The organism is Algoriphagus sediminis (genome assembly GCF_030403435.1).
Lineage (GTDB): Bacteria > Bacteroidota > Bacteroidia > Cytophagales > Cyclobacteriaceae > Algoriphagus > Algoriphagus sediminis.
The window spans coordinates 437706-455977 of record NZ_JAUEPH010000003.1 but is presented as its reverse complement, the minus strand read 5'-3'; the positions used below and the strand labels follow the sequence as shown (position 1 = coordinate 455977).

The following is an 18272-nucleotide window of genomic DNA, read 5'->3' as shown; positions in this document are numbered from 1 at the left end:
TGAAACTACTAGGGCTTACGATCGGGTTTCAATCAATTCTGTTTCAAAACTCCCAAAAAATCATCTTTTTTGGAATTACCCTAGGGGTTCAAGAATTATACCAAATTCGCCCTTGAAGGGATCAAATATCCAGAATCACCTGATTTTTCAATAAATCAGCAAATTCTTCCTTCTTTCGAATAAGGTTTGCCTTCCCTTTCCACACCAAAACCTCTGCCGGACGAAGGCGGGAATTGTAATTGGAAGCCATGCTAAATGAATAGGCTCCAGCATTTTTAAATGCTAAAATATCTCCTTCTTTTACCTCTTCAAGCTTTCTATCCGCTGCAAGGGTATCCGTTTCGCAGATATATCCTACCACATTGTAAGGCTTCTTTTCTTTGCTCTGCCCAGAAATGTTTATCACCTCATGATAGGCATCATAAAACATGGGACGAATAAGGTGATTTAATCCCGAGTTTACCCCCACGAAAGCTATTTCCGGAGTTTCTTTTACCACATTGGTTTCTACCAAAAGAGTGCCCGCTTCGCTCACAAGAAACTTCCCTGGCTCAAGCCAAAGTTCAAGTTGGTGACCGTAAGATTTACAGAACTCATTGAATGCAGCTGTTACCTCACGACCTACTCTTTCCATATCTGTAGAGGGATCATCTTCTCGATATGCAATCTTAAATCCACCTCCAAAGTCGATAAACTTAAGATCTGGAAATTTTGGTGCTTCTTGGAAAAGCACATTGGCACCACGGAGAAAAACCTCAGCATCCAGAATATCCGAACCCGTGTGCACATGTAGCCCATTGATTACCATTCCATATTTCTCAGCAATCTGAATAACCTCAGGAAGCTGACTGGTTGGGATCCCGAATTTACTGTGGATGTGACCAACAGAAATCTTGGAATTTCCTCCGGCCATTATTCTTGGGTTGATCCGGATCGCCACCGGCACCTTGCCTCCGTACGCCTGTCCAAATTTCTCGAGCATAGGAAGATTATCCAGATTTATCATGGCACCTAATTCTACTGCCTCTTTAATCTCATCAAAACCCACACAATTAGGCGTATACATGATTTCAGAAGGTTCATATCCTGCATGCATGCAAAGCTTAATCTCTTCAATTGAAACCGCGTCTACCCCGATTCCCTGACTTTTCATCAGTTTTAAAATCGAGACATTCGTCAAAGCTTTTACCGCATATTTAATTCGGGTAGGAGCACCAGAAAAGCCATTTTTCAGCTTGTTGATTTGCTGGACGATTTTCTCCCCATCATAAACGAAGAGGGGAGTCCCAAATTCCTCGGCTATATCCGTTAATTCCAGACCTTGTACCTGCATAATTTCTTTCCTTTTGACCTCAAAAATGAATGGTGGCAAATATAGATATTAATAAAAGGGGCATTGAATTTGAACCACTTTTTTTGACCTCAAAGTCCATCAAAACACTTCCGAAAGGCTAATTCAAGCTGGTTAAAGATTGTTAAGGTCAGACCGTCGGATTCCAAAGACTTTAAATTTGTAGAATGTCTCAGACGAAAATTACCCTCATCGTCATCTTAATGTCCATAGCCAGCTTTGGCCTGATGGGCTTCCAATACTATTGGGTCAGAAATGCCATCAACATCAACGAAGAGCGATTCGATCAAAATGTCCTTTCTGCCTTAACTCGTACGGTAGAAACTTTGGAAAAAGGTGAGGCCAGCAATGTTGTTCTGAATACCATTGTTCAAAATTCCGCCTTACAAGATTCCCTTTTCGAGCCAATTGATCCGATTGAGCTGAATGTAAGACAAAGACAAGTAATTTCTACCCGGGCATCTATGATGGATTCGCTGAACCTGACCACAGGACCTACTCTTAGCCCAACCTTCCGAAGGCTACTACAAACCCGTGGAATCGATGATAGGATTCTAGATGATTTGCAAGACTTTTTTCGCAACATGACTCCTGAGGTGGCATCGGGAATTTTCGCCCCAGATGAAATGGAGATTTTGCTCAAGGAAAAGGAGCGATATCTGGAATATCTCTCTGACATTGAGGAAAGGGCCATGAATAACCCACAATCCTTACCTACCCAACCTGAATTAATCTCGGAAATCAATATTTCTTCTGATGCACTGGATAAAATCAGGAAGGCCAATATGAAAATTGACTTTCTGAATGCAGCCTGGAATGAGGTAGCAGCGGGTCAGATGGCAATCATGGATCGAATAGAGCCATCAGAAGTTCAGTTACTTTTTCAAAATGAATTAAGACAAAGAGGAATTAAAGAAGAATATGAATTAGGAGTGGTGAATTTTGAAGGAAATATCTTCGCTATCAGCGAGGAGTTTGATACGCTTAGTTTTATAAACAACGGTGTTCAGGCTAAGCTCTTTCCCAGCGATGTGATCGCAAAAGACAATTTCCTGAAAGTTTATTTTCCTTCAAAAAACTACCACGTTCTCCGTCAGGTATGGCTACCTATTGGTTCTTCAGTTCTTTTTATTGGAGTCATTATTTTCTGCTTCATTTATGCGATTAAAGTTATTTTGAGACAAAAAGCCCTGTCTCAAATCAAGAATGACTTCATCAATAATATGACTCATGAGTTCAAAACACCTTTGGCAACTGTGAGTCTAGCCGTGGAAGCTCTACAGGACCCTGACCTCTCTGCAGAAAGCAAGTTTAGGGACAGATATCTGGGAGTGATTAAGGACGAGAATAAAAGGTTGGTATCTCAGGTAGAAAATGTTCTTCAGGCAGCAGCTTTGGATAAAAAGGACTTTAAACTGAAAATAGACACAGTCAATATCCCGGATCTCATTAATGAAAGTCTTCAGCATATAAGTCTTCAGATCGAGCAAAAAGGAGGAGTGTATCAGTTCATCAATAAATTATCCGAACCATGGATCCAGGGTGATTTATTTCATCTCACCCATATCTTTAATAATATGCTGGATAATGCCATCAAATACACTCCCGAAAAACCGAATATTGAGGTGACGGCGAAAGATGATGGCAACTTTATTGCTATATCATTCAAGGATAATGGTATCGGCATGAGCAAGGACGCACAAAGAAAAATTTTCGATAAATTTTATCGCGTTCCAACCGGTAATGTCCACGATGTCAAGGGCTTTGGACTGGGATTATCCTACGTCAAGACCATGTTGGAGGCTCATAACGGAACCATTTCTGTCAAAAGTGACGTAGGAAAAGGAAGTACATTTACCATTCACTTACCCAAAAAACAATGAGTAAAGCAAGACTATTAGTAGTAGAAGACGATCCAAATCTCGGAGATATCCTTGAGGAATATTTACAGATGAAGGGTTATGAGCCCACTCTCTGCAGAGATGGAGAGGAAGGATGGAATAAATTCAAAAAAGATAAATATGACCTCTGCTTAATGGACGTCATGATGCCAAAAAAAGATGGCTTCACTCTGGCTAAAGAGATCAAGAAAGTTCAAGAAGACCTTCCCATTTTATTCCTTACGGCAAAGAACCAAAAGGACGATGTGATTGAGGGTTTGAAAATCGGAGCTGATGACTATATCACGAAACCTTTTAGCATGGAAGAGCTCCTGCTTAGGGTGAATGCTATTTTGAGAAGAACTCAAAAGTCTGATGAGGTGGCAACCCTAAAAAACTACAGCTTCGGAGACTTTGTGCTTCATTACGACGAACAGTATCTGGAAGGACCAAAAGGAAGGCATAAACTGACTTCAAAGGAGAATGAATTACTCAGAATTCTTGCGGCTGAGCTTAACAAGCTGGTGAACCGAAGTCATGCACTCAAGCAAATTTGGGGAGATGATTCCTATTTCAACGCCAGAAGTATGGATGTGTATCTCAGCAAGATTCGTAAGCTTTTGAAAGATGATCCTAAAGTTCAGATTATCACCGTGCACGGTGAAGGCTTTAAGTTGATTGTTTCAGAAGGATAAAAAAAAGCGGCTTGAGCCGCTTTTTTATTTCATCTCTGCTCCTATTCCATTCCGCTCAGGAAAAATAACCCCATCAGGAAGAACTTTTACCCCATCTGCCGGGTCATCTGAAAGCAATAAAGCACCATCCATATCCACATAATCGAGCATTGGAGCTAAATGGGCAATGGCTGAGATCCCAACAGATGATTCTGTCATGCAGCCAACCATGGTTTTCATACCCAGGTTTTTTGCTTCATTGATCATTCTCAAAGCAGGAGTTATTCCCCCAGCTTTCACCAATTTCACATTGATAGCATGGAATCGCCCATGGCACTTTTTGACATCCGCCTCCACAATACAGCTTTCATCTGCCATAACTGGTAAAGCACTTTCTTTAAACACTCTCTCCATCCCTTCATAATCATCCTTAGGAAGGGGTTGCTCCATAAATTCCACCCCAAGCTCTTTCAGTTCAATCGAATTGGCGATAGCTTCCTCAATAGACCAGGCACAGTTCGCATCAATTCTGAAAACTGCATCCGTGTGTTTTCTTAATTCCCTGACAATGTCAAGATCATTCTTTGTCCCTAGTTTGATTTTATAAATCGGCCAGTCTACTTCCCTCATTTTGGCTACCATTTTTTCTATAGAATCAATCCCTATGGTGAAGTTTGAAATGGGTGCCGCTTTTGGGTCTAGGTTTAGGTATTCATAAAGTTTCTTCCCTTGCTTCTTGGTGAATAAATCCCATGCTGCCATATCCAAAGCACATTGAGCAAATGGATTTGAACTGAAAACTTCTTTGCCTAATTCCCAAAGCTCTTGCGGATTTTGCCAGTCATGGCTTTCAACGATCCCTCTAAAGGCCTCAAGCCTCTCCGTCATATTTTCTATGTCAATTCCATAAAAGGGATTTGTAGTAGATTCACCTAAACCGTAAAAACCAGCATCTTCTAGCTTTACTATAAGGGTATCCTGAATATCCCTGCTTTGATGTGCAATGGTAAAAGTGTGTTTCAGTGGGAGGTCTTTAACAAAATAAGATAACTTCACGGCTCTTTATTGGGTTTTAAGGATGATATTAAGATAAAGTTTAAAGCAAGTTCCCTAGCTTTAGGAATTAATCGCTGAATAAATTATCTGCATGAAATTTACGATGAAAAAATCAATTAGCCTGTTTTTGCTGTTTTCAATTTTAATATTTAGCTGTAAAACAGCAAATGAAGAAGAAGTTGAAGCTCTCTCAATAGCCACTTTAGAAAGTGCTTTTGATACTTATAAAGAGCCCCAAATTACGGATAGAAGGTTCAAACACTCCGATTTACAACCCTTGATAAAAAAGCATGAAGGTGCATTCAAGATTGAAGAACTGGGAAAATCTGTGGAAGGTAGGAGTATAAGCAGCCTGGATTGGGGTGAAGGTGAGACCAAAGTACTCCTTTGGTCACAGATGCATGGAAATGAATCCACTGCCACCATGTCCCTTTTTGATCTATTTAATTTTCTAGAAGCAGAAAATGATGAATTTGATGAACTGAGGAATACTTTACGTCAAAGGCTGTCCATCAAGTTTATTCCGATGCTCAACCCTGATGGTGCTGAAGAATTCAAGCGCAGAAATGCCTTGGACATTGATCTGAATCGGGATGCCGTTTCTCAAATATCACCCGAGGCCATCATTTTAAAAGGTACAAGGGATTCATTTGAACCGGAATTCGGTTTCAACCTTCACGATCAGCAGATCTACTACAACGTCGGGGATACCCCAAAGCAGGCTACTATTTCAGTTTTGGCTCCAGCCTATAATGAGGAGCGAGACAACAATGAAGTAAGAATGAGGGCCATGCAGACCATAGTTGGAATGAATCGCATCCTGCAGCAATTGATTCCTGGTCAGGTCGGTCAGTACAACGATTCTTTTGAGCCAAGAGCATTTGGAGATAACATTCAAAAATGGGGGACCAGTACTATCCTGATCGAATCTGGAGGCTATTTTGGAGATCCTGAAAAGCAATACATCCGAGAACTCAACTTTATTATTATTCTGAATGCACTTCATCAAATCGCAACGGAAAGCTATGTTCAATACACTGAAGAAGAATACTTCGACATCCCTGACAATAGCATAAAACTGGTCGATTTAATTCTCCATGAGCTCACCGTACCTCTGAATGGGCAGGATTTTCAATTGGATCTGGCCATCAGGCGAAGAGAAGTGAATTCAGGTGATTCTTATTATGTGAATGGAGTTGTGGATGATCTAGGGGACGTTCAGACCTATTTTGGTATGGAAGAATTAGATGCAACCGGTTATAGAATCAAGGAAGGTGAAATTTTTTCTCAAAGCTTCGAGAACGTAGATGACATCGACGAAGCAGAAGCATTAGAACTTTTAAGACAGGGATTTTTAGCGGTCAAAGCAGAGAACTTCGAAGAAGGGCAGCTGCACGGATTGCCTATTCTGGTACTTGGTTCAGGTGAAGAATTTGATTCCGGTTGGCAGCTGGGAGAAACCCCTACTTTCTTGCTTGAAAAAGATGGAAGCATAGAATACGCGGTGGTGAATGGATACTTGATCGACTTAAAGGAACCTAAGGATCAGTCATTTAACCAAGTGGTGTATTAATGTTAAAAGAATATAAGCATTAATAAAAACCCGCTTCATGGCGGGTTTTTTGATTTTTCATGATGGATCAAATCAATCATTATGAAATCATACATTCCTTCCGCCCTCTTTGCCATTTCCATCGTGATATCCTCCATAGTACTTGGACATGCCGTGATCAATAGAAACCAAAAAAATGGCACCATCAATGTCACAGGACTTGGTGAAAGCAACTTCACCTCTGATTTAATTGTCTGGGAGGGAAGCTTTAACCGAGAAAGCTCCAACCTTCAAGACGCCTACAGATTCCTCGAAGAGGATAGAAACACAGTACGGGAGTATTTACAATCCAAAGGAATCGAGGAAAACCAGATCGTATTTAATGCAGTAAGTTCAAATCCGAAGTACGAACAAAACTACACAAACGATGGACGGTACATTGGTCAAACCTTCAAAGGCTATCAACTCAGTCAATCCCTGAAAATCGAGTCAAGCGAAGTGGAAAAAATTGAAAAAATTTCACGCGAGATAACAGAATTGCTGAATCAGGGTATCAGTTTTTATTCGAATCCACCACGATATTATTACACTGATCTTGAATCTTTGAAGCTTGAAATGATTGCGAAAGCCACTGAAGATGCTAGAGTGAGAGCAGAACGAATAGCCGAAAACTCAAAAGGAAAACTTGGGGACCTGATTTCTGCAAACATGGGCATTTTCCAAATTACCGGTCAAAACTCTGGTGAGGCCTACTCTTGGGGCGGTACGTTCAACACCGCCGATAAGCATAAAACAGCTTCAATTACAATGAAGCTGGTATTTAAGGCGGAATAGAAAAACAATTTGAGGCAAAGGCGATTCATTAGGTGTGAAGTCCTTAGCTACCTTATTGATTATGCTTGTACCACTTATTTTGATTGATTTCTCTAATCTTAGTAATCCTGATAATTGGAGAGTTGTGGACGATGGGGTCATGGGAGGCTTATCTCAAGGAAATTTTGAATTAACAGAGGAAGGGTCGGCTGTTTTTTATGGCACAGTGAGACTAGAAAACAACGGAGGATTTTCATCTCTCCGCCACAGGTTTGATGAGCGAGTGGCGGTAGAAGGAGAGTTTGTGAAGCTTTACCTAAAAGGAGATGGGAAAAAATACCAATTCAGAATCAAAAGATCATCACAGGATTATTACTCCTACATTTATGAATTTCAGACTTCGGGAGAGTGGGAAGAAATCCTGGTGCCATTAGGTGAAATGTATCCGGCTTTTAGGGGCAGAAAACTGCGCATGGATAACTATCCTGCAGACATCCTTGAAGAAATCGCCTTCCTGATCGGAAATAAGAAAAAGGAATCTTTCCGGCTTGAGCTTTCTAGGATTGAGATTATCTAGGTCTCTTCTAATAAAAGCAAGCATGTAGTTTTCATACCAACTTATCTCTTTGCGAGCTCCTCGAAGACCTGGATGTACTTTTCGGTGACCTTATCCCAATTATACTTTTCAGTTAATCCCTGGCGAGAGGTTTCTATTAACCGCCTCATTTCTTCAGGATTCTCCTCCGAGTAAGACACTAGTTCAGATACAGAATCCTGGCTCTTCTGAAAATACAATCCATATTTTCCATTTTGGAGCATTTCCTGATTAAAGGGAGTGTCCAAAGCCAAAATGGCACATCCATAACCCAAGGCTTTAAGCATGGCTGGGTTCGTCCCTCCATATTCATGTCCGTGGAAATAGGCATAGCAGTGAGAATAGAGCGCCGCCAAAGTTTCAGGGTCATTCACATAGCCGGTGAAAAGGAGTCTATCGTCTTTTAGACCTTTTAAGCGATTTGCCCATGAATCATCAAAAGGCACATCACCAACAATCACTAGCTTTCTTTGGGATTCAGATTGAAGAAATCCCTCTATGATTAAATCGGCATTATTATCTGGAACTAGCCTACCTACTATCAGAAAGTAGCTTCTTGAGTCAAGGTTCCATTTTTTTAATGCTTTTGCTGATACATTTTCTTTCGGATTTGCACCATAAGCAATCACCATAGAATCCACTCCAAACTCCTCTAAATAGACCCTTCTCATCTCATCGGAATCGTTGATAATTCGGTCATAAAATTTCGTGGCCATACGAGAAGCCCAGTAGAAATATTTACTTCCAAAGCCCTTCCATTTTGGCCTAAGCCACTCCAATCCATCCACATTTATGGCTGTAGGTTTTCCAAAAAGCCTGGAAAAAACCCCAAAAGGTCCGTTACCACTATTCACCACAAAAATTACATCCACGTCTGAAAAACAGGCATGGATCATAGAGCAGAAGGTATGTGTGAGCTGGGTAAGGCTTTTCTTTTCTATTGCAGGAGTGTAAATGCATTCAATTCCATTCACCATTTTGGGTCTGTCCTTGAATAAGCTTCGGTGATTATAGACCCTAACTTGAACTCCCTTATCCACCAGTCTTTCCCCGAGTTCTTTGACCATGGTATCGTACCCGCCATAAACAATCGGGTAACCCTTAGCTCCCATTATGGCTACCTTCAATCTTTTGCCAGGTGAAGCCATAAATGATCGATAGTTTGCTCCTCAAATTTAGTTTGACCGAACTCCCTCAAAACTCTTTCTCTTCCCTTATTTCCAAAAAGATTTCTTTTATCAGAATCCTTAACTAATTCTATAATGGAATTGGCCGCGGTATTAACATCTCCGATAGGGATCAGAAATCCAGTTTCACCCTCTTTGACCATCTCTCGAGAACCTCCGGAATCCGTTGCTACCACCGGTTTTCCTGAAGCCATGGCTTCTAGAATAACAGTGGGGAAGGAATCAGGCAATACGGAGGGAAGGACAAAAATATCAGTTTGAGAAAGAATGGCAGGGACATCAGTTCGGAAACCTAAATTGATAACATTACCCTTAAGAATTCCAGAATTTATCCGCCTTATTATTTCTTCTTCGATGTATTCATAGCCATGAAAAGGGTCTCCTACCATCACAAACTTACAGTGTGGATAACTCTCCAATACTTGCTCAGCAATATCCAAAAAGAAGAGTTGTCCCTTGCCAGGATTAATCCTTCCGATCATTGAAATTACTAAGTTATCCACATCCTCTTTTAAATCTTGAATTTGTTCAAAATCGCCCTTTAAGAACTCCTCATAAGGAATTGCATTGTGGATAACTCGCGGTTTTGAGATTCTAAGTTTCGATTTCCAATGGTCTTTCACAGCTTCTGAAACGACTACGGGTGCTGGTGTGCTTCGATCCAAAAGTCTTCTTAAAAAGGCCACCAAAACCTTAGGCCCTTTTAAAATTTCATGAATATGCCAGATATGTGGAAGATTATTTATACTCGCCCAATAAGCCCCAACCACTACAGCTAATGTATTCGAATACACCAGCTCGAACTTATAGGTTTCATCGAGTTCATCCAGAAACTTCAGAGCTTTCAAATTCATTTGAGCTCGATTCCAGAGTCCGGTTGGGCTCATATATTTTCGCCTCAATATTCCCAAATTCTGAATGTAGTATTTGATGCCCAAAGCAGCCAACTCAGATGTAATCGGACCTCCTCCAGTAAGAATTACGATCGGGGTTAAACCCTCCTTTTGATAGATTTCTAAAACCTGTAGAATAATCCGTCCAGAGCCATATAGCTCTGAAGAACTTTGGAGGAAGAGTACATGACGAGGTTCAGACATCCAATGAAAAATAAACTCCCAAAATCCCTCCTCGGTTAAAGAGGCAGGCGAGAGTTTCCAAAAGTAAGGCTATCGGAGATAAAAGGACAACAGTGAAGAGAAGAATTGGACTCTTTTTCCTCTTCAAGCCCAAAATGAGATTTTCCCTATAGCCAAGAAAACTGAAAATGGCTTGAAGCATACCCAAGACCCCCAAATGGACAGAAAATCTTCGGTCATCCCGGATTTTATAACCCCGCTTAAACATTTCATTAAGTAGGATGGGTTCAGTCCAATGGGTCAAATGCTTAGGGATATCCCAATGCATCCACTCCGACCCCGCCATCTTTGCCTGCCAGGAATTAGCTCGGGGAACTTCAATATAGATAATTCCGCCTGGCTTCAAGTTTTGAGAAAAGAGCTCATCTAAAAGCTTCATGGGCTCAGGCAGATGCTCGAGTACGTGATTCAGAGAAATCAAATCAAAATCCCCTTCCTTTACTTTTCCTCCTTCATAAAATTCGGAAAGAACAGATACTTTATATTTATCACGAGCAAATTGTGCACGATCTTTTGCTGTTTCTATTCCTATCCCTTTCCAACCTCTTTTCAAAGCCTCCCATAGAAACTGACCCTTACCAGAACCAAAATCAAGAAGTTTTCTGGAATTTGATCTCAATAATCTCTCCGCTCCAGAAAGAATCCGCCCTGCTTCAAAGAAAATGATCCTCTCAAAAATAGAATTCCGATTATCCACGACAGAATAAACCTCATCTTCATAAAGCGCATCTGTATCAAGTTCATTGGGAATAAAGGTCCAGGAAACACCACAATTTTTACAGGCTACAAGGCTGTTCTCCCCTTGATTAGGGGGAGCTTTTTCGGTACAAACCGGACAAAAAATTTGCCTCATAAATTAGGGTCGAGCTGATAAAATGAGCTCTTGGAATGCCTTAATAAATTTTCCCGGACCAAAATCATTTGCTCTCTCCAATCCTCTTTTCTTGAGATCATTTCGAAGATTTTCGTCCTTTGCCAAAAGTATCATTTTTTCTCTCAAATCGGTAACACTCCCTGTTTTCGCGATTAGTCCGGCTCCCTTTGACACTTCAACTAATGCGGGCTGGTCTGAATGAATCACCGGTACACCAGCTGCCATAGCCTCGAGAACTGGAATCCCAAAGCCCTCATTCTCTGAAGGAAAAACATAGGCATATGCATTTTCATAAAGAGCATTCGCTTCGGCATCAGAAACAAAACCTGGCAGAACTACCTCATCCTGAAGTCCGAGTTCTTTTACTAAGTTTTCCACAATTGGAAAATCATTCATTTGAATGCTTTGCCCTTCACCTCCAGCCAGAACTAATTTGAAATCAAACTTTTCTTTTTCTTTCGCTTCTTTAAAAGCATTAACTAAAATGGGAAGATTCTTTCTCTTGTCGAAAGTACCTAGATGAAGGAAAAAAGCTTTGCTACCAATGTTATATCTTTCCAAGATGGAACTATCTCTATCCGTTCCTAGACTTTTGGGAGTCTGATAAATCACCGATATGGGATGTTCGGTTTTCAGGTGTTTAATAAGTGCTTTCTTAGAAAATTCCGTGGTAGTTACAATTTCTGTTGGCTCCTTCAGGCCTTTTCTCACTAGTCCCAAAAAATAGGTTCTCCACCATTTGGGATAGTTTTGCGGCATTTCCCAGAAGAAAGCATCATGGATGACTGTCATCCTTTTACATGGAAGCTTTGCTGCGGGAGAAACAAAATCTGGGCAGATTAAAAGATCAGGCTTATGCTTTTTGATCATATCCGGCAGCTGAAATTCTTTCCATCGGAAATAATCTAAATGATAATTCAGCCTTTGGAACTTGTTCTTGGGGCTTTTATGAGTATTATCCTTGGCCTGCTCGTCTGGATCATGTGAAAAAATCCATTCAATCTCAGGATGTGGATTTTGTATGGCAGCTTTTGCCAGTTCCATCATGTAAGTTTTGATACCCGTGGTGGCCACATTGAGATATTGTAGATCCAAAAGTACTTTCATGATAGACTCAATTTCCGTTCGTGAATAACAAGGCGACTGTAGGCATTGACAGAATAGCCCATCATCCACCAGGTAAGCCATGAAACATACGTATATAATTCGGCATTTGCAGTGAATAATGGTAACAGTAATCCGACTTTCACCGCTGCAGCCACAAAAGCCAAGCGAGCTTCCATGATGTCATCAGTACGATAAAAAACCCTGAGACTCAAAATAATTCCTGAAAACAGAATAAAAATATACAGGAGCATCCCTATCCACCCGAGCTGCACACCATAAATCAGAAATTGATTTTCTCCTCCCACTCTTAAGTCAGTATTCACAGATCCTGCATTTCCACTGGTAGCTAGTCCTATCCCCAGTGGATTAGCAAACATTGAGTCCAGAGCGAGTACCCACTCGATCACGTGACCGATACTCGAGGTATTTTGGAAAGTGATAGTGTCTACGACAAAGTAGAAAAACTCTGTAGAGGCAAAAAAGAGCACATAAATCACAAATGAAACCAAAGCCAAAGCTCCGGCAGCGATAAGTCTATAGAGACCGAAGACCAAGGCCAAAAAGAAAATCATAATAAAAAAGGCCCCAAAAGCCGCTCTCGATGCAGAAAAAATCAGGCTTCCCAGAGAACATGCCATGATCAAAAGATAAAACCAATGATATGCTTTTTTGGAAGTCAAATACCAGATCAATCCTGCTGCAAAACCCATCAATACAGAGCTGGCCATCTCAAGCGGATCTGAGAAAAAGCTTGCCAATCGCATCCCCATTGCCTGAGTTTCAAAGGTCCAGGTTAATCCAAAATTGCCACTTGGTTCAATATCATTGATCACAAGGTTATACAGGGCATATCCTGTGAATTGCTGCAAATGAGAGTTCAATATGAAGCTCTCAATCAGATTCAGTCCAAATGCTCCAATGCCGATGACAAAAATAATCACAAAGATCCTTTTAAGCTCCTGACCCGAAAATCTTGTATTCCTTCCGAGAAAGTAAACCACCATCGGCATTAGGATAGCTTTGAAGTAAAGTGCCTTGTTCACGAAACTCGCGCCTCCGAGTGGAAGCAAGAGATACAAAAAGGTGAGGCTGAGAAAAGCCAAAATCATCCAGTCGGTGGCCTGGAAGCGGAGCGGATAATCCTTGAGATTTTTTTGATAAAACAGGAAAGATAGCAGAGCGATCAAAAGAGTCACCTCCTTAATCACTTGGAAAATACCGACCAAATCTGGGGATCTGCTCGCCAGGTGAATTACGCTAAGGCTTGTGATGTAAAACGGAAGATAAGTGGCAAGGAAAAAGATAAAATAGGCCCATCGTCCCTTGAAAATCATTTCCTGAGCGGCCCATAGAAATCCTATTCCAATTAATAAAACCAAGGCGAACAATACCAATAGCACCATTTTACAAAGAAGTAAACAATTGGCTAATAATTTTGAAAGCCGCTAAATAAAGTTTTTTCACTGAGGCTGAGAGAACTTTTAAGAAAAGAAGTTCAAAAGCTCCATTCGCTAAAACAGAGGGGTTAACTATTATTTAAAATACATCTTATTGCAGTATAAACTAATTTTTTTGCTTTGTGTTTTATTAGTTGACTCAATCTTTTATCATTATTACATTAGTTGTAATAAACTTTAATATTTAAACTATGAAAACTACAAAAAAACTTATTCTTAGTCTTTTTATCGTTTCTTTTTGCATCAGCTGCCAAGTAGACGAAGTCCTTGAGGAACAAAATGAGATTATTGAAGAGCTTCCGGAAAATGAGGTCGAAATCGATCCAAGATTTTTAGAATTTTTAGAGAAAAGCAAGATTGTCACCAAAGACATCCAGCGTTTTAATGATGGTTACATTATTGGTGGGGATGTCTTAGTCACTGATGAAAAGTTAAATGAATGGTGGGAGATTCAAAACAATCCCAATTATCAGTCCAAAACCGTATCCATTGTCTCTGTTCCAAACAATCAGGTTCGAACTATTACTTACAGGTTCGCACCATTTACCCCTATCGCTACACAAGTTTTGGTCAATGATGTTATGGCCAAATACAATTCCATCAGGAACTTCAATCTTAAATTTCAACAAACTACTTCTACAAATCAGGATCTTCTGATTTCAATGAATTCACTAATTCCTGGGATCGGTCTTGGATCTTGGCCTTTTAACGGGAATATAGGAGATTCTATTGAGCTAGATCCAATTTGGTTTGGCAGTTCGTCAAATTCAGATGGACAAAAGAAATTTGTAATTGCCCATGAAATTGGGCACTGTATTGGTTTTCGCCATGGGGATTGGGCTCAAGCTGGAGAAGGGCTTTTTGATGAATTTGGAAGATTTATAGGTGCAGAACTCATACCAGCTACTTTTGAAGGTGATCCATTCTCAATTTATAATTCAGGACCCTTCTATAATTCAACCGTTCCAAACTTCACAGATTGGTACTACACTGACCTGCTCGCAATAAGATTTATGTATTCAAAAGATAAAACCGAAAAACCATTTTACTCTTATATCTCCACTAGCACTGGGTGGGCCAACTGGACTACTAATTGGAATACTTATGGCTATGGGAATTTACAATATGGATATTGGGGAGTGACTGGTTATATTTATAGTTCTCCAAAACCAGGAAGTACGACGCTTTATAAATATACACACTCTTCTGGTACACCTTATATGTCCACAACTCCAAATCTGCATGTATCTATTCCTTCCTTTTCCTATAATGGTACTCTAGGTCATGTGTTTTCAGGACCAGGTGCAAGTAGAACACCTGTTTACGAATGGTATAACCCCAGCGTAGGATACTTCTTCACCACTAACGCTGTTGACAATTATGTTCAGGGTCCTGGATGGATTGGAGGAGGAATAGCATTTTATGCTATGTCCCTTGGAACACTTTAAAAAATGTGGGACTCTTTTTGAGTCCCACTTCTTTAATACTCTGGCGGCTGCGCCACCCATTTATTTTTCGATCTTAAATTAACAATAACCTCAAGATCGTCCGCAAAAAAACCTGAAGCATTACCTATTCTTGACAGAATTTTGAAAAAAAAGAAAGGGGGTTTAAGTTCATACTCCTTATATGAATAAGTTGATATCTTGACTTCAAAGTCAGGTGAAAGCCTCTCAAAGTATTCTAAAATCTCTTTTTTCGAATACTCTTTCCAATGATGTCCATAAGTAACTTTTGAAAGAATATCATCAACCGATATTCCAATGGATTTCAGCAATAATGCATTCTTTAAATTCCTTATGAGGTTCGGCAGCGCAAAAGAATTGGGTGTAGAAATATAAATGATGCCATTGGTTTTCATCACCCTATGAATCTGTTTCCAAAAACTTACTGGATTAAATGTTATATGCTCTAAAATTTCTGTAAATACCACTAAATCATATTTATCATCGATTTCCTTTAAAGATTCAAGACTAGCAAGATCATTTTCAATAATAGGATTCAATCCGTATTTATTGGCCCTTGCTTGAACGAAATCCAATTTCCAAAATTCAGACACGTCCATGGCATCTACCGAAAACCCATGATTAGATAACAAGATAGAAGTGTGCAGGTAGTGACTGCCTATTTCCAGAACTTTCAGCTCGTTCTTTCTTTGAAAATCTTGAGATTTAAGAAAATTTTCAAATCGCTCAAATCTTCTCTTATGGAAATCAAAATATTCCAAGTCACTCCCTACTTGGCTCGAATTCAATTCGTCAAACAATATTTTCATCAAACTATAGTTTCCTAAAATAAAATGCTGCCTGATCCCCTCTTCTTATCCTGTTCACTTTTTCAGCCCTTTTTACAAAGCTATTTAATTCTCTCTTACTGAATTCCTTTTGGGGATTTTGTTTAACCAATGGAATCCCTCTTTTGTAAAGTTCAGTAATTGAAAATTGGGTGTCCAAACTATCAAATAATACCAAGAAAAGCTCAAGTCCACTGTTTTGGGCCAGGATTTGCATCCCCTTTACACTAGGAATAAATAAGTGTCTTGGAGCATCTAGCTGGAACCAATTTTCCTTTTCTTCCTCCCAGACCAGACTTCCACTTACCGGCGTTCTAATTAGTGCCTTTCCATCCGGCTTAAGGATTTGGGCTATTTTTTCAAAAACTCTTAATGGGTCTTCCAGATGCTCAAAGGAATGATGAAACATTATACAGTCAAAAAATCCAGAGATTTCTTCGAAAGGGAGCTTCTTTATTTTCAATCCATTTAAGATTGTCTCATTGCCTATGAATGGATCAAAGCCCAATAAATTCTCAAACCCACAATACTTTAGTTGCTTTAGCAGTATTCCATCACCACAACCTATATCAGCAATTGAGTCATCCACATCCAACTCCAATCTATCAATCCAGTCAAAATACTGGGGTGGTTTAAAAGAAAAGCCTTTCTTATGCATCTTAAATCTCCACTTCTTTAGATTTTTTTTAAGCGCATTCTCTTCTCCAGACTTATCGAAAGAATAGTAGCTTGGTGGGTAGAATTTATCTAGATTCTCTGGAACATTATCAATCCAAATAGATCCGCAATTGTGACAATGAGAATAGAGAAACGAATCGTTAAGGCCAAACATCATTTCTTTTACAGAAAATTTATCATTCTGTTTGGAATTGCAGACTGGACAATTTTTCAATTTTAATATTAGCAATAGTCACCTGTAAAACTAGCCTCATTTTCTTCAAAAAAAAATCAGAGTCAATTTCAACAGTGAGAGACAAATGCAAAAAAAGCTGTAACACAACTATTACAGCTTTTAATTAATGGCAAAATTATTTATTCTTCAAGAGTAAGAGTATAGAATGCAATGCCACCACCTATCCAACCAGGGCCCTGAACATAGTTATCCACTGCATTCGTTGTAAAAAAGTAGCCTACACTTGGATTGTACCACTCATAAACCGGAATTCTATCCGTTCCAGCACTTGGGAATACATGGCCTGTCACTCCGACGTAAGAAAATGCAGAATAAGTAATATGAATGTTTGGCGTAGTAGATATATAAGGGGTACCAGAGACATGCGTGTATTTATACAACGGAACAGTTCCTGGTTTTGATGAGGTATAAAGATACCCCGTTACTCCATAATAATCATAAAATCCACTTGAGTATTGATACGTATTCCAATTTGGAGTCCATTGCCCCCACCCATTATTTCGGTGCAAATAGCTATATAAAGGTTTCTCGGTAACATCGTTTGGCCATAAGTATCTGATTCCAAGAAGATCCGTGTAATAGAATCCTGACCAATTAGGGATACCAGTAATACTATCATAAGTGGTTATATTATATTTGTACATGGTAACCATGTTATTTCTAGTTCCTGAAACTAGACTATGTAGAGGATTATTGCCATCTGTATCATGACCAATTCCTAAAAGATGTCCAATTGAATGTGCCAGCATCCATTGAACCTTTATAGAGGAGTAAAGACTCAAAATTGAAGAATTAATAACCAAAACATCACCCACATCTCCATTCAAAAATGGTCTATTGGCATTCATTAATGTACTAGAGCTAGTCGCCGATACAAGAATCCAATTGCCATTGCCGAAACCTGCTGGTGTAGGTGCACGGTAGAAATTGATATTAAAATTTCTGATGTTATTCCACCTATCAAATGCTTGGTCAATTAAATTTTCCATAGTAGGGGAAAACTCTCCAGGCAGAATCACATAAGGTATATTTCGCTTAGTACCTGGAGTTGTAGAGGTGATTGCATTTTGCCTAATAAGAGCATTTGGCTCTCCTCTTAATTTTAAAAACTCTTCAATGTCTTCTTTATGAATTATTATCTCATCATCAATCAAATAATCCATATCTGATTCTAAAATTTTCAAATCATTCGGATTGAGATAACCCAAATGTTCCAATGCAATTTCTAAATCTGGGGTTATTACAACACCCTCTTTAAAGGTGGGACTGTCGAGTTGGATTGGCTCCTCTAATAAATTATTACAACCAAAAACTAGGATAAAGATAATGCTGAAAGATGGAATTTTTATTTTCATAGTTAAACTGTTTTCATTGTTTACCTAAG

Annotated in this window: 16 protein-coding genes; 6 read left to right on the top strand and 10 right to left on the bottom strand. The window is 39.6% G+C overall.

What is annotated here, in order from left to right; translation table 11 throughout:
• Positions 1 to 121 precede the first annotated feature (121 nt).
• Entirely contained in the window at positions 122 to 1360 is a 1239-nt protein-coding gene (lysA, locus tag QVH07_RS08380; protein ID WP_289999902.1) for a diaminopimelate decarboxylase, read from the bottom strand.
• A 158-nt stretch (positions 1361 to 1518) separates the two neighbouring features.
• Here lysA and QVH07_RS08375 point away from each other — a divergent pair, with 158 nt between their 5' ends.
• Together QVH07_RS08375 and QVH07_RS08370 are read left to right on the top strand one after the other, a co-directional pair.
• On the top strand, positions 1519 to 3234 hold the full coding sequence (locus QVH07_RS08375; RefSeq protein WP_289999714.1) for a sensor histidine kinase: 1716 nt from the start codon (positions 1519 to 1521) through the stop codon (positions 3232 to 3234).
• Positions 3231 to 3926 (top strand): response regulator transcription factor, encoded by a 696-nt coding sequence (locus tag QVH07_RS08370; protein ID WP_289999713.1) that lies wholly within the window; start codon positions 3231 to 3233, stop codon positions 3924 to 3926. The genes QVH07_RS08375 and QVH07_RS08370 overlap by 4 nt, the downstream gene beginning before the upstream one ends.
• A gap of 24 nt (positions 3927 to 3950) precedes the next feature.
• Here the strand turns inward: QVH07_RS08370 and QVH07_RS08365 are convergent, their stop codons facing one another.
• On the bottom strand, positions 3951 to 4961 hold the full coding sequence (locus QVH07_RS08365; protein ID WP_289999712.1) for a dipeptide epimerase: 1011 nt from the start codon (positions 4959 to 4961) through the stop codon (positions 3951 to 3953).
• Between the two features lie 103 nt (positions 4962 to 5064).
• On the opposite strand from QVH07_RS08365, the gene QVH07_RS08360 reads away from it, so the two are divergent.
• The 3 genes from QVH07_RS08360 (at position 5065) to QVH07_RS08350 (ending at position 7903) form a co-directional block, all read left to right on the top strand.
• Positions 5065 to 6534, top strand: a complete 1470-nt coding sequence (locus QVH07_RS08360) for a M14 family zinc carboxypeptidase (RefSeq protein WP_289999711.1) — start codon at positions 5065 to 5067, stop codon at positions 6532 to 6534.
• Positions 6535 to 6615: 81 nt separating this feature from the next.
• Positions 6616 to 7347: an SIMPL domain-containing protein gene (locus tag QVH07_RS08355; RefSeq protein ID WP_289999710.1), complete on the top strand. Its 732-nt coding sequence runs from the start codon at positions 6616 to 6618 to the stop codon at positions 7345 to 7347.
• A 61-nt stretch (positions 7348 to 7408) separates the two neighbouring features.
• Positions 7409 to 7903, top strand: coding sequence for a CIA30 family protein (locus QVH07_RS08350; protein ID WP_289999709.1), 495 nt, complete (start codon positions 7409 to 7411; stop codon positions 7901 to 7903).
• Between the two features lie 41 nt (positions 7904 to 7944).
• On the opposite strand, the gene QVH07_RS08345 is transcribed toward QVH07_RS08350, so the two are convergent.
• The 5 genes from QVH07_RS08345 to QVH07_RS08325 are packed head-to-tail and all read right to left on the bottom strand — an operon-like array spanning position 7945 to position 13628.
• The gene (locus QVH07_RS08345; RefSeq protein ID WP_289999708.1) at positions 7945 to 9069 is read right to left on the bottom strand and encodes a glycosyltransferase; all 1125 of its coding nucleotides are present in this window, start codon (positions 9067 to 9069) and stop codon (positions 7945 to 7947) included.
• Entirely contained in the window at positions 9045 to 10205 is a 1161-nt protein-coding gene (locus tag QVH07_RS08340; RefSeq protein WP_289999707.1) for a glycosyltransferase family 4 protein, read from the bottom strand. The genes QVH07_RS08345 and QVH07_RS08340 overlap by 25 nt, the downstream gene beginning before the upstream one ends.
• A complete protein-coding gene (locus QVH07_RS08335; RefSeq protein ID WP_289999706.1) occupies positions 10198 to 11097 on the bottom strand; it encodes a class I SAM-dependent methyltransferase in 900 nt (299 codons plus the stop codon). Before QVH07_RS08335 ends, QVH07_RS08340 begins: the two co-directional genes overlap by 8 nt.
• Before the next feature lie 3 nt (positions 11098 to 11100).
• Positions 11101 to 12225, bottom strand: a complete 1125-nt coding sequence (locus QVH07_RS08330) for a glycosyltransferase family 4 protein (RefSeq protein WP_289999705.1) — start codon at positions 12223 to 12225, stop codon at positions 11101 to 11103.
• Positions 12222 to 13628 carry an O-antigen ligase family protein gene (locus tag QVH07_RS08325; RefSeq protein ID WP_289999704.1) on the bottom strand — a complete coding sequence of 469 codons (1407 nt, stop codon included), beginning with the start codon at positions 13626 to 13628 and terminating at the stop codon, positions 12222 to 12224. The genes QVH07_RS08330 and QVH07_RS08325 overlap by 4 nt, the downstream gene beginning before the upstream one ends.
• A 245-nt stretch (positions 13629 to 13873) precedes the next feature.
• Here QVH07_RS08325 and QVH07_RS08320 point away from each other — a divergent pair, with 245 nt between their 5' ends.
• Positions 13874 to 15130, top strand: coding sequence for a M57 family metalloprotease (locus QVH07_RS08320; RefSeq protein WP_289999703.1), 1257 nt, complete (start codon positions 13874 to 13876; stop codon positions 15128 to 15130).
• 32 nt (positions 15131 to 15162) lie between these two features.
• On the opposite strand, the gene QVH07_RS08315 is transcribed toward QVH07_RS08320, so the two are convergent.
• The 3 genes from QVH07_RS08315 to QVH07_RS08305 all read right to left on the bottom strand — a co-directional run bounded on the left by QVH07_RS08315 (position 15163) and on the right by QVH07_RS08305 (position 18243).
• Positions 15163 to 15957: a class I SAM-dependent methyltransferase gene (locus tag QVH07_RS08315; RefSeq protein ID WP_289999702.1), complete on the bottom strand. Its 795-nt coding sequence runs from the start codon at positions 15955 to 15957 to the stop codon at positions 15163 to 15165.
• A 4-nt stretch (positions 15958 to 15961) separates the two neighbouring features.
• Positions 15962 to 16810 (bottom strand): class I SAM-dependent methyltransferase, encoded by an 849-nt coding sequence (locus tag QVH07_RS08310; protein ID WP_289999701.1) that lies wholly within the window; start codon positions 16808 to 16810, stop codon positions 15962 to 15964.
• 197 nt (positions 16811 to 17007) lie between these two features.
• Positions 17008 to 18243, bottom strand: coding sequence for a hypothetical protein (locus QVH07_RS08305; protein WP_289999700.1), 1236 nt, complete (start codon positions 18241 to 18243; stop codon positions 17008 to 17010).
• Positions 18244 to 18272: the final 29 nt, after the last annotated feature.

Excerpts from the sequence above, each read along its gene's own strand:
- QVH07_RS08375 (WP_289999714.1), top strand. The coding sequence starts at position 1,519 with ATGTCTCAGACGAAAATTACCCTCATCGTCATCTTAATGTCCATAGCC.
- QVH07_RS08370 (WP_289999713.1), top strand. The coding sequence starts at position 3,231 with ATGAGTAAAGCAAGACTATTAGTAGTAGAAGACGATCCAAATCTCGGA.
- QVH07_RS08360 (WP_289999711.1), top strand. The coding sequence starts at position 5,065 with ATGAAAAAATCAATTAGCCTGTTTTTGCTGTTTTCAATTTTAATATTT.
- QVH07_RS08355 (WP_289999710.1), top strand. The coding sequence starts at position 6,616 with ATGAAATCATACATTCCTTCCGCCCTCTTTGCCATTTCCATCGTGATA.
- QVH07_RS08350 (WP_289999709.1), top strand. The coding sequence starts at position 7,409 with ATGCTTGTACCACTTATTTTGATTGATTTCTCTAATCTTAGTAATCCT.
- QVH07_RS08345 (WP_289999708.1), bottom strand. The coding sequence starts at position 9,069 with ATGGCTTCACCTGGCAAAAGATTGAAGGTAGCCATAATGGGAGCTAAG.
- QVH07_RS08340 (WP_289999707.1), bottom strand. The coding sequence starts at position 10,205 with ATGTCTGAACCTCGTCATGTACTCTTCCTCCAAAGTTCTTCAGAGCTA.
- QVH07_RS08335 (WP_289999706.1), bottom strand. The coding sequence starts at position 11,097 with ATGAGGCAAATTTTTTGTCCGGTTTGTACCGAAAAAGCTCCCCCTAAT.
- QVH07_RS08330 (WP_289999705.1), bottom strand. The coding sequence starts at position 12,225 with ATGAAAGTACTTTTGGATCTACAATATCTCAATGTGGCCACCACGGGT.
- QVH07_RS08325 (WP_289999704.1), bottom strand. The coding sequence starts at position 13,628 with ATGGTGCTATTGGTATTGTTCGCCTTGGTTTTATTAATTGGAATAGGA.
- QVH07_RS08320 (WP_289999703.1), top strand. The coding sequence starts at position 13,874 with ATGAAAACTACAAAAAAACTTATTCTTAGTCTTTTTATCGTTTCTTTT.
- QVH07_RS08315 (WP_289999702.1), bottom strand. The coding sequence starts at position 15,957 with ATGAAAATATTGTTTGACGAATTGAATTCGAGCCAAGTAGGGAGTGAC.
- QVH07_RS08310 (WP_289999701.1), bottom strand. The coding sequence starts at position 16,810 with ATGATGTTTGGCCTTAACGATTCGTTTCTCTATTCTCATTGTCACAAT.
- QVH07_RS08305 (WP_289999700.1), bottom strand. The coding sequence starts at position 18,243 with ATGAAAATAAAAATTCCATCTTTCAGCATTATCTTTATCCTAGTTTTT.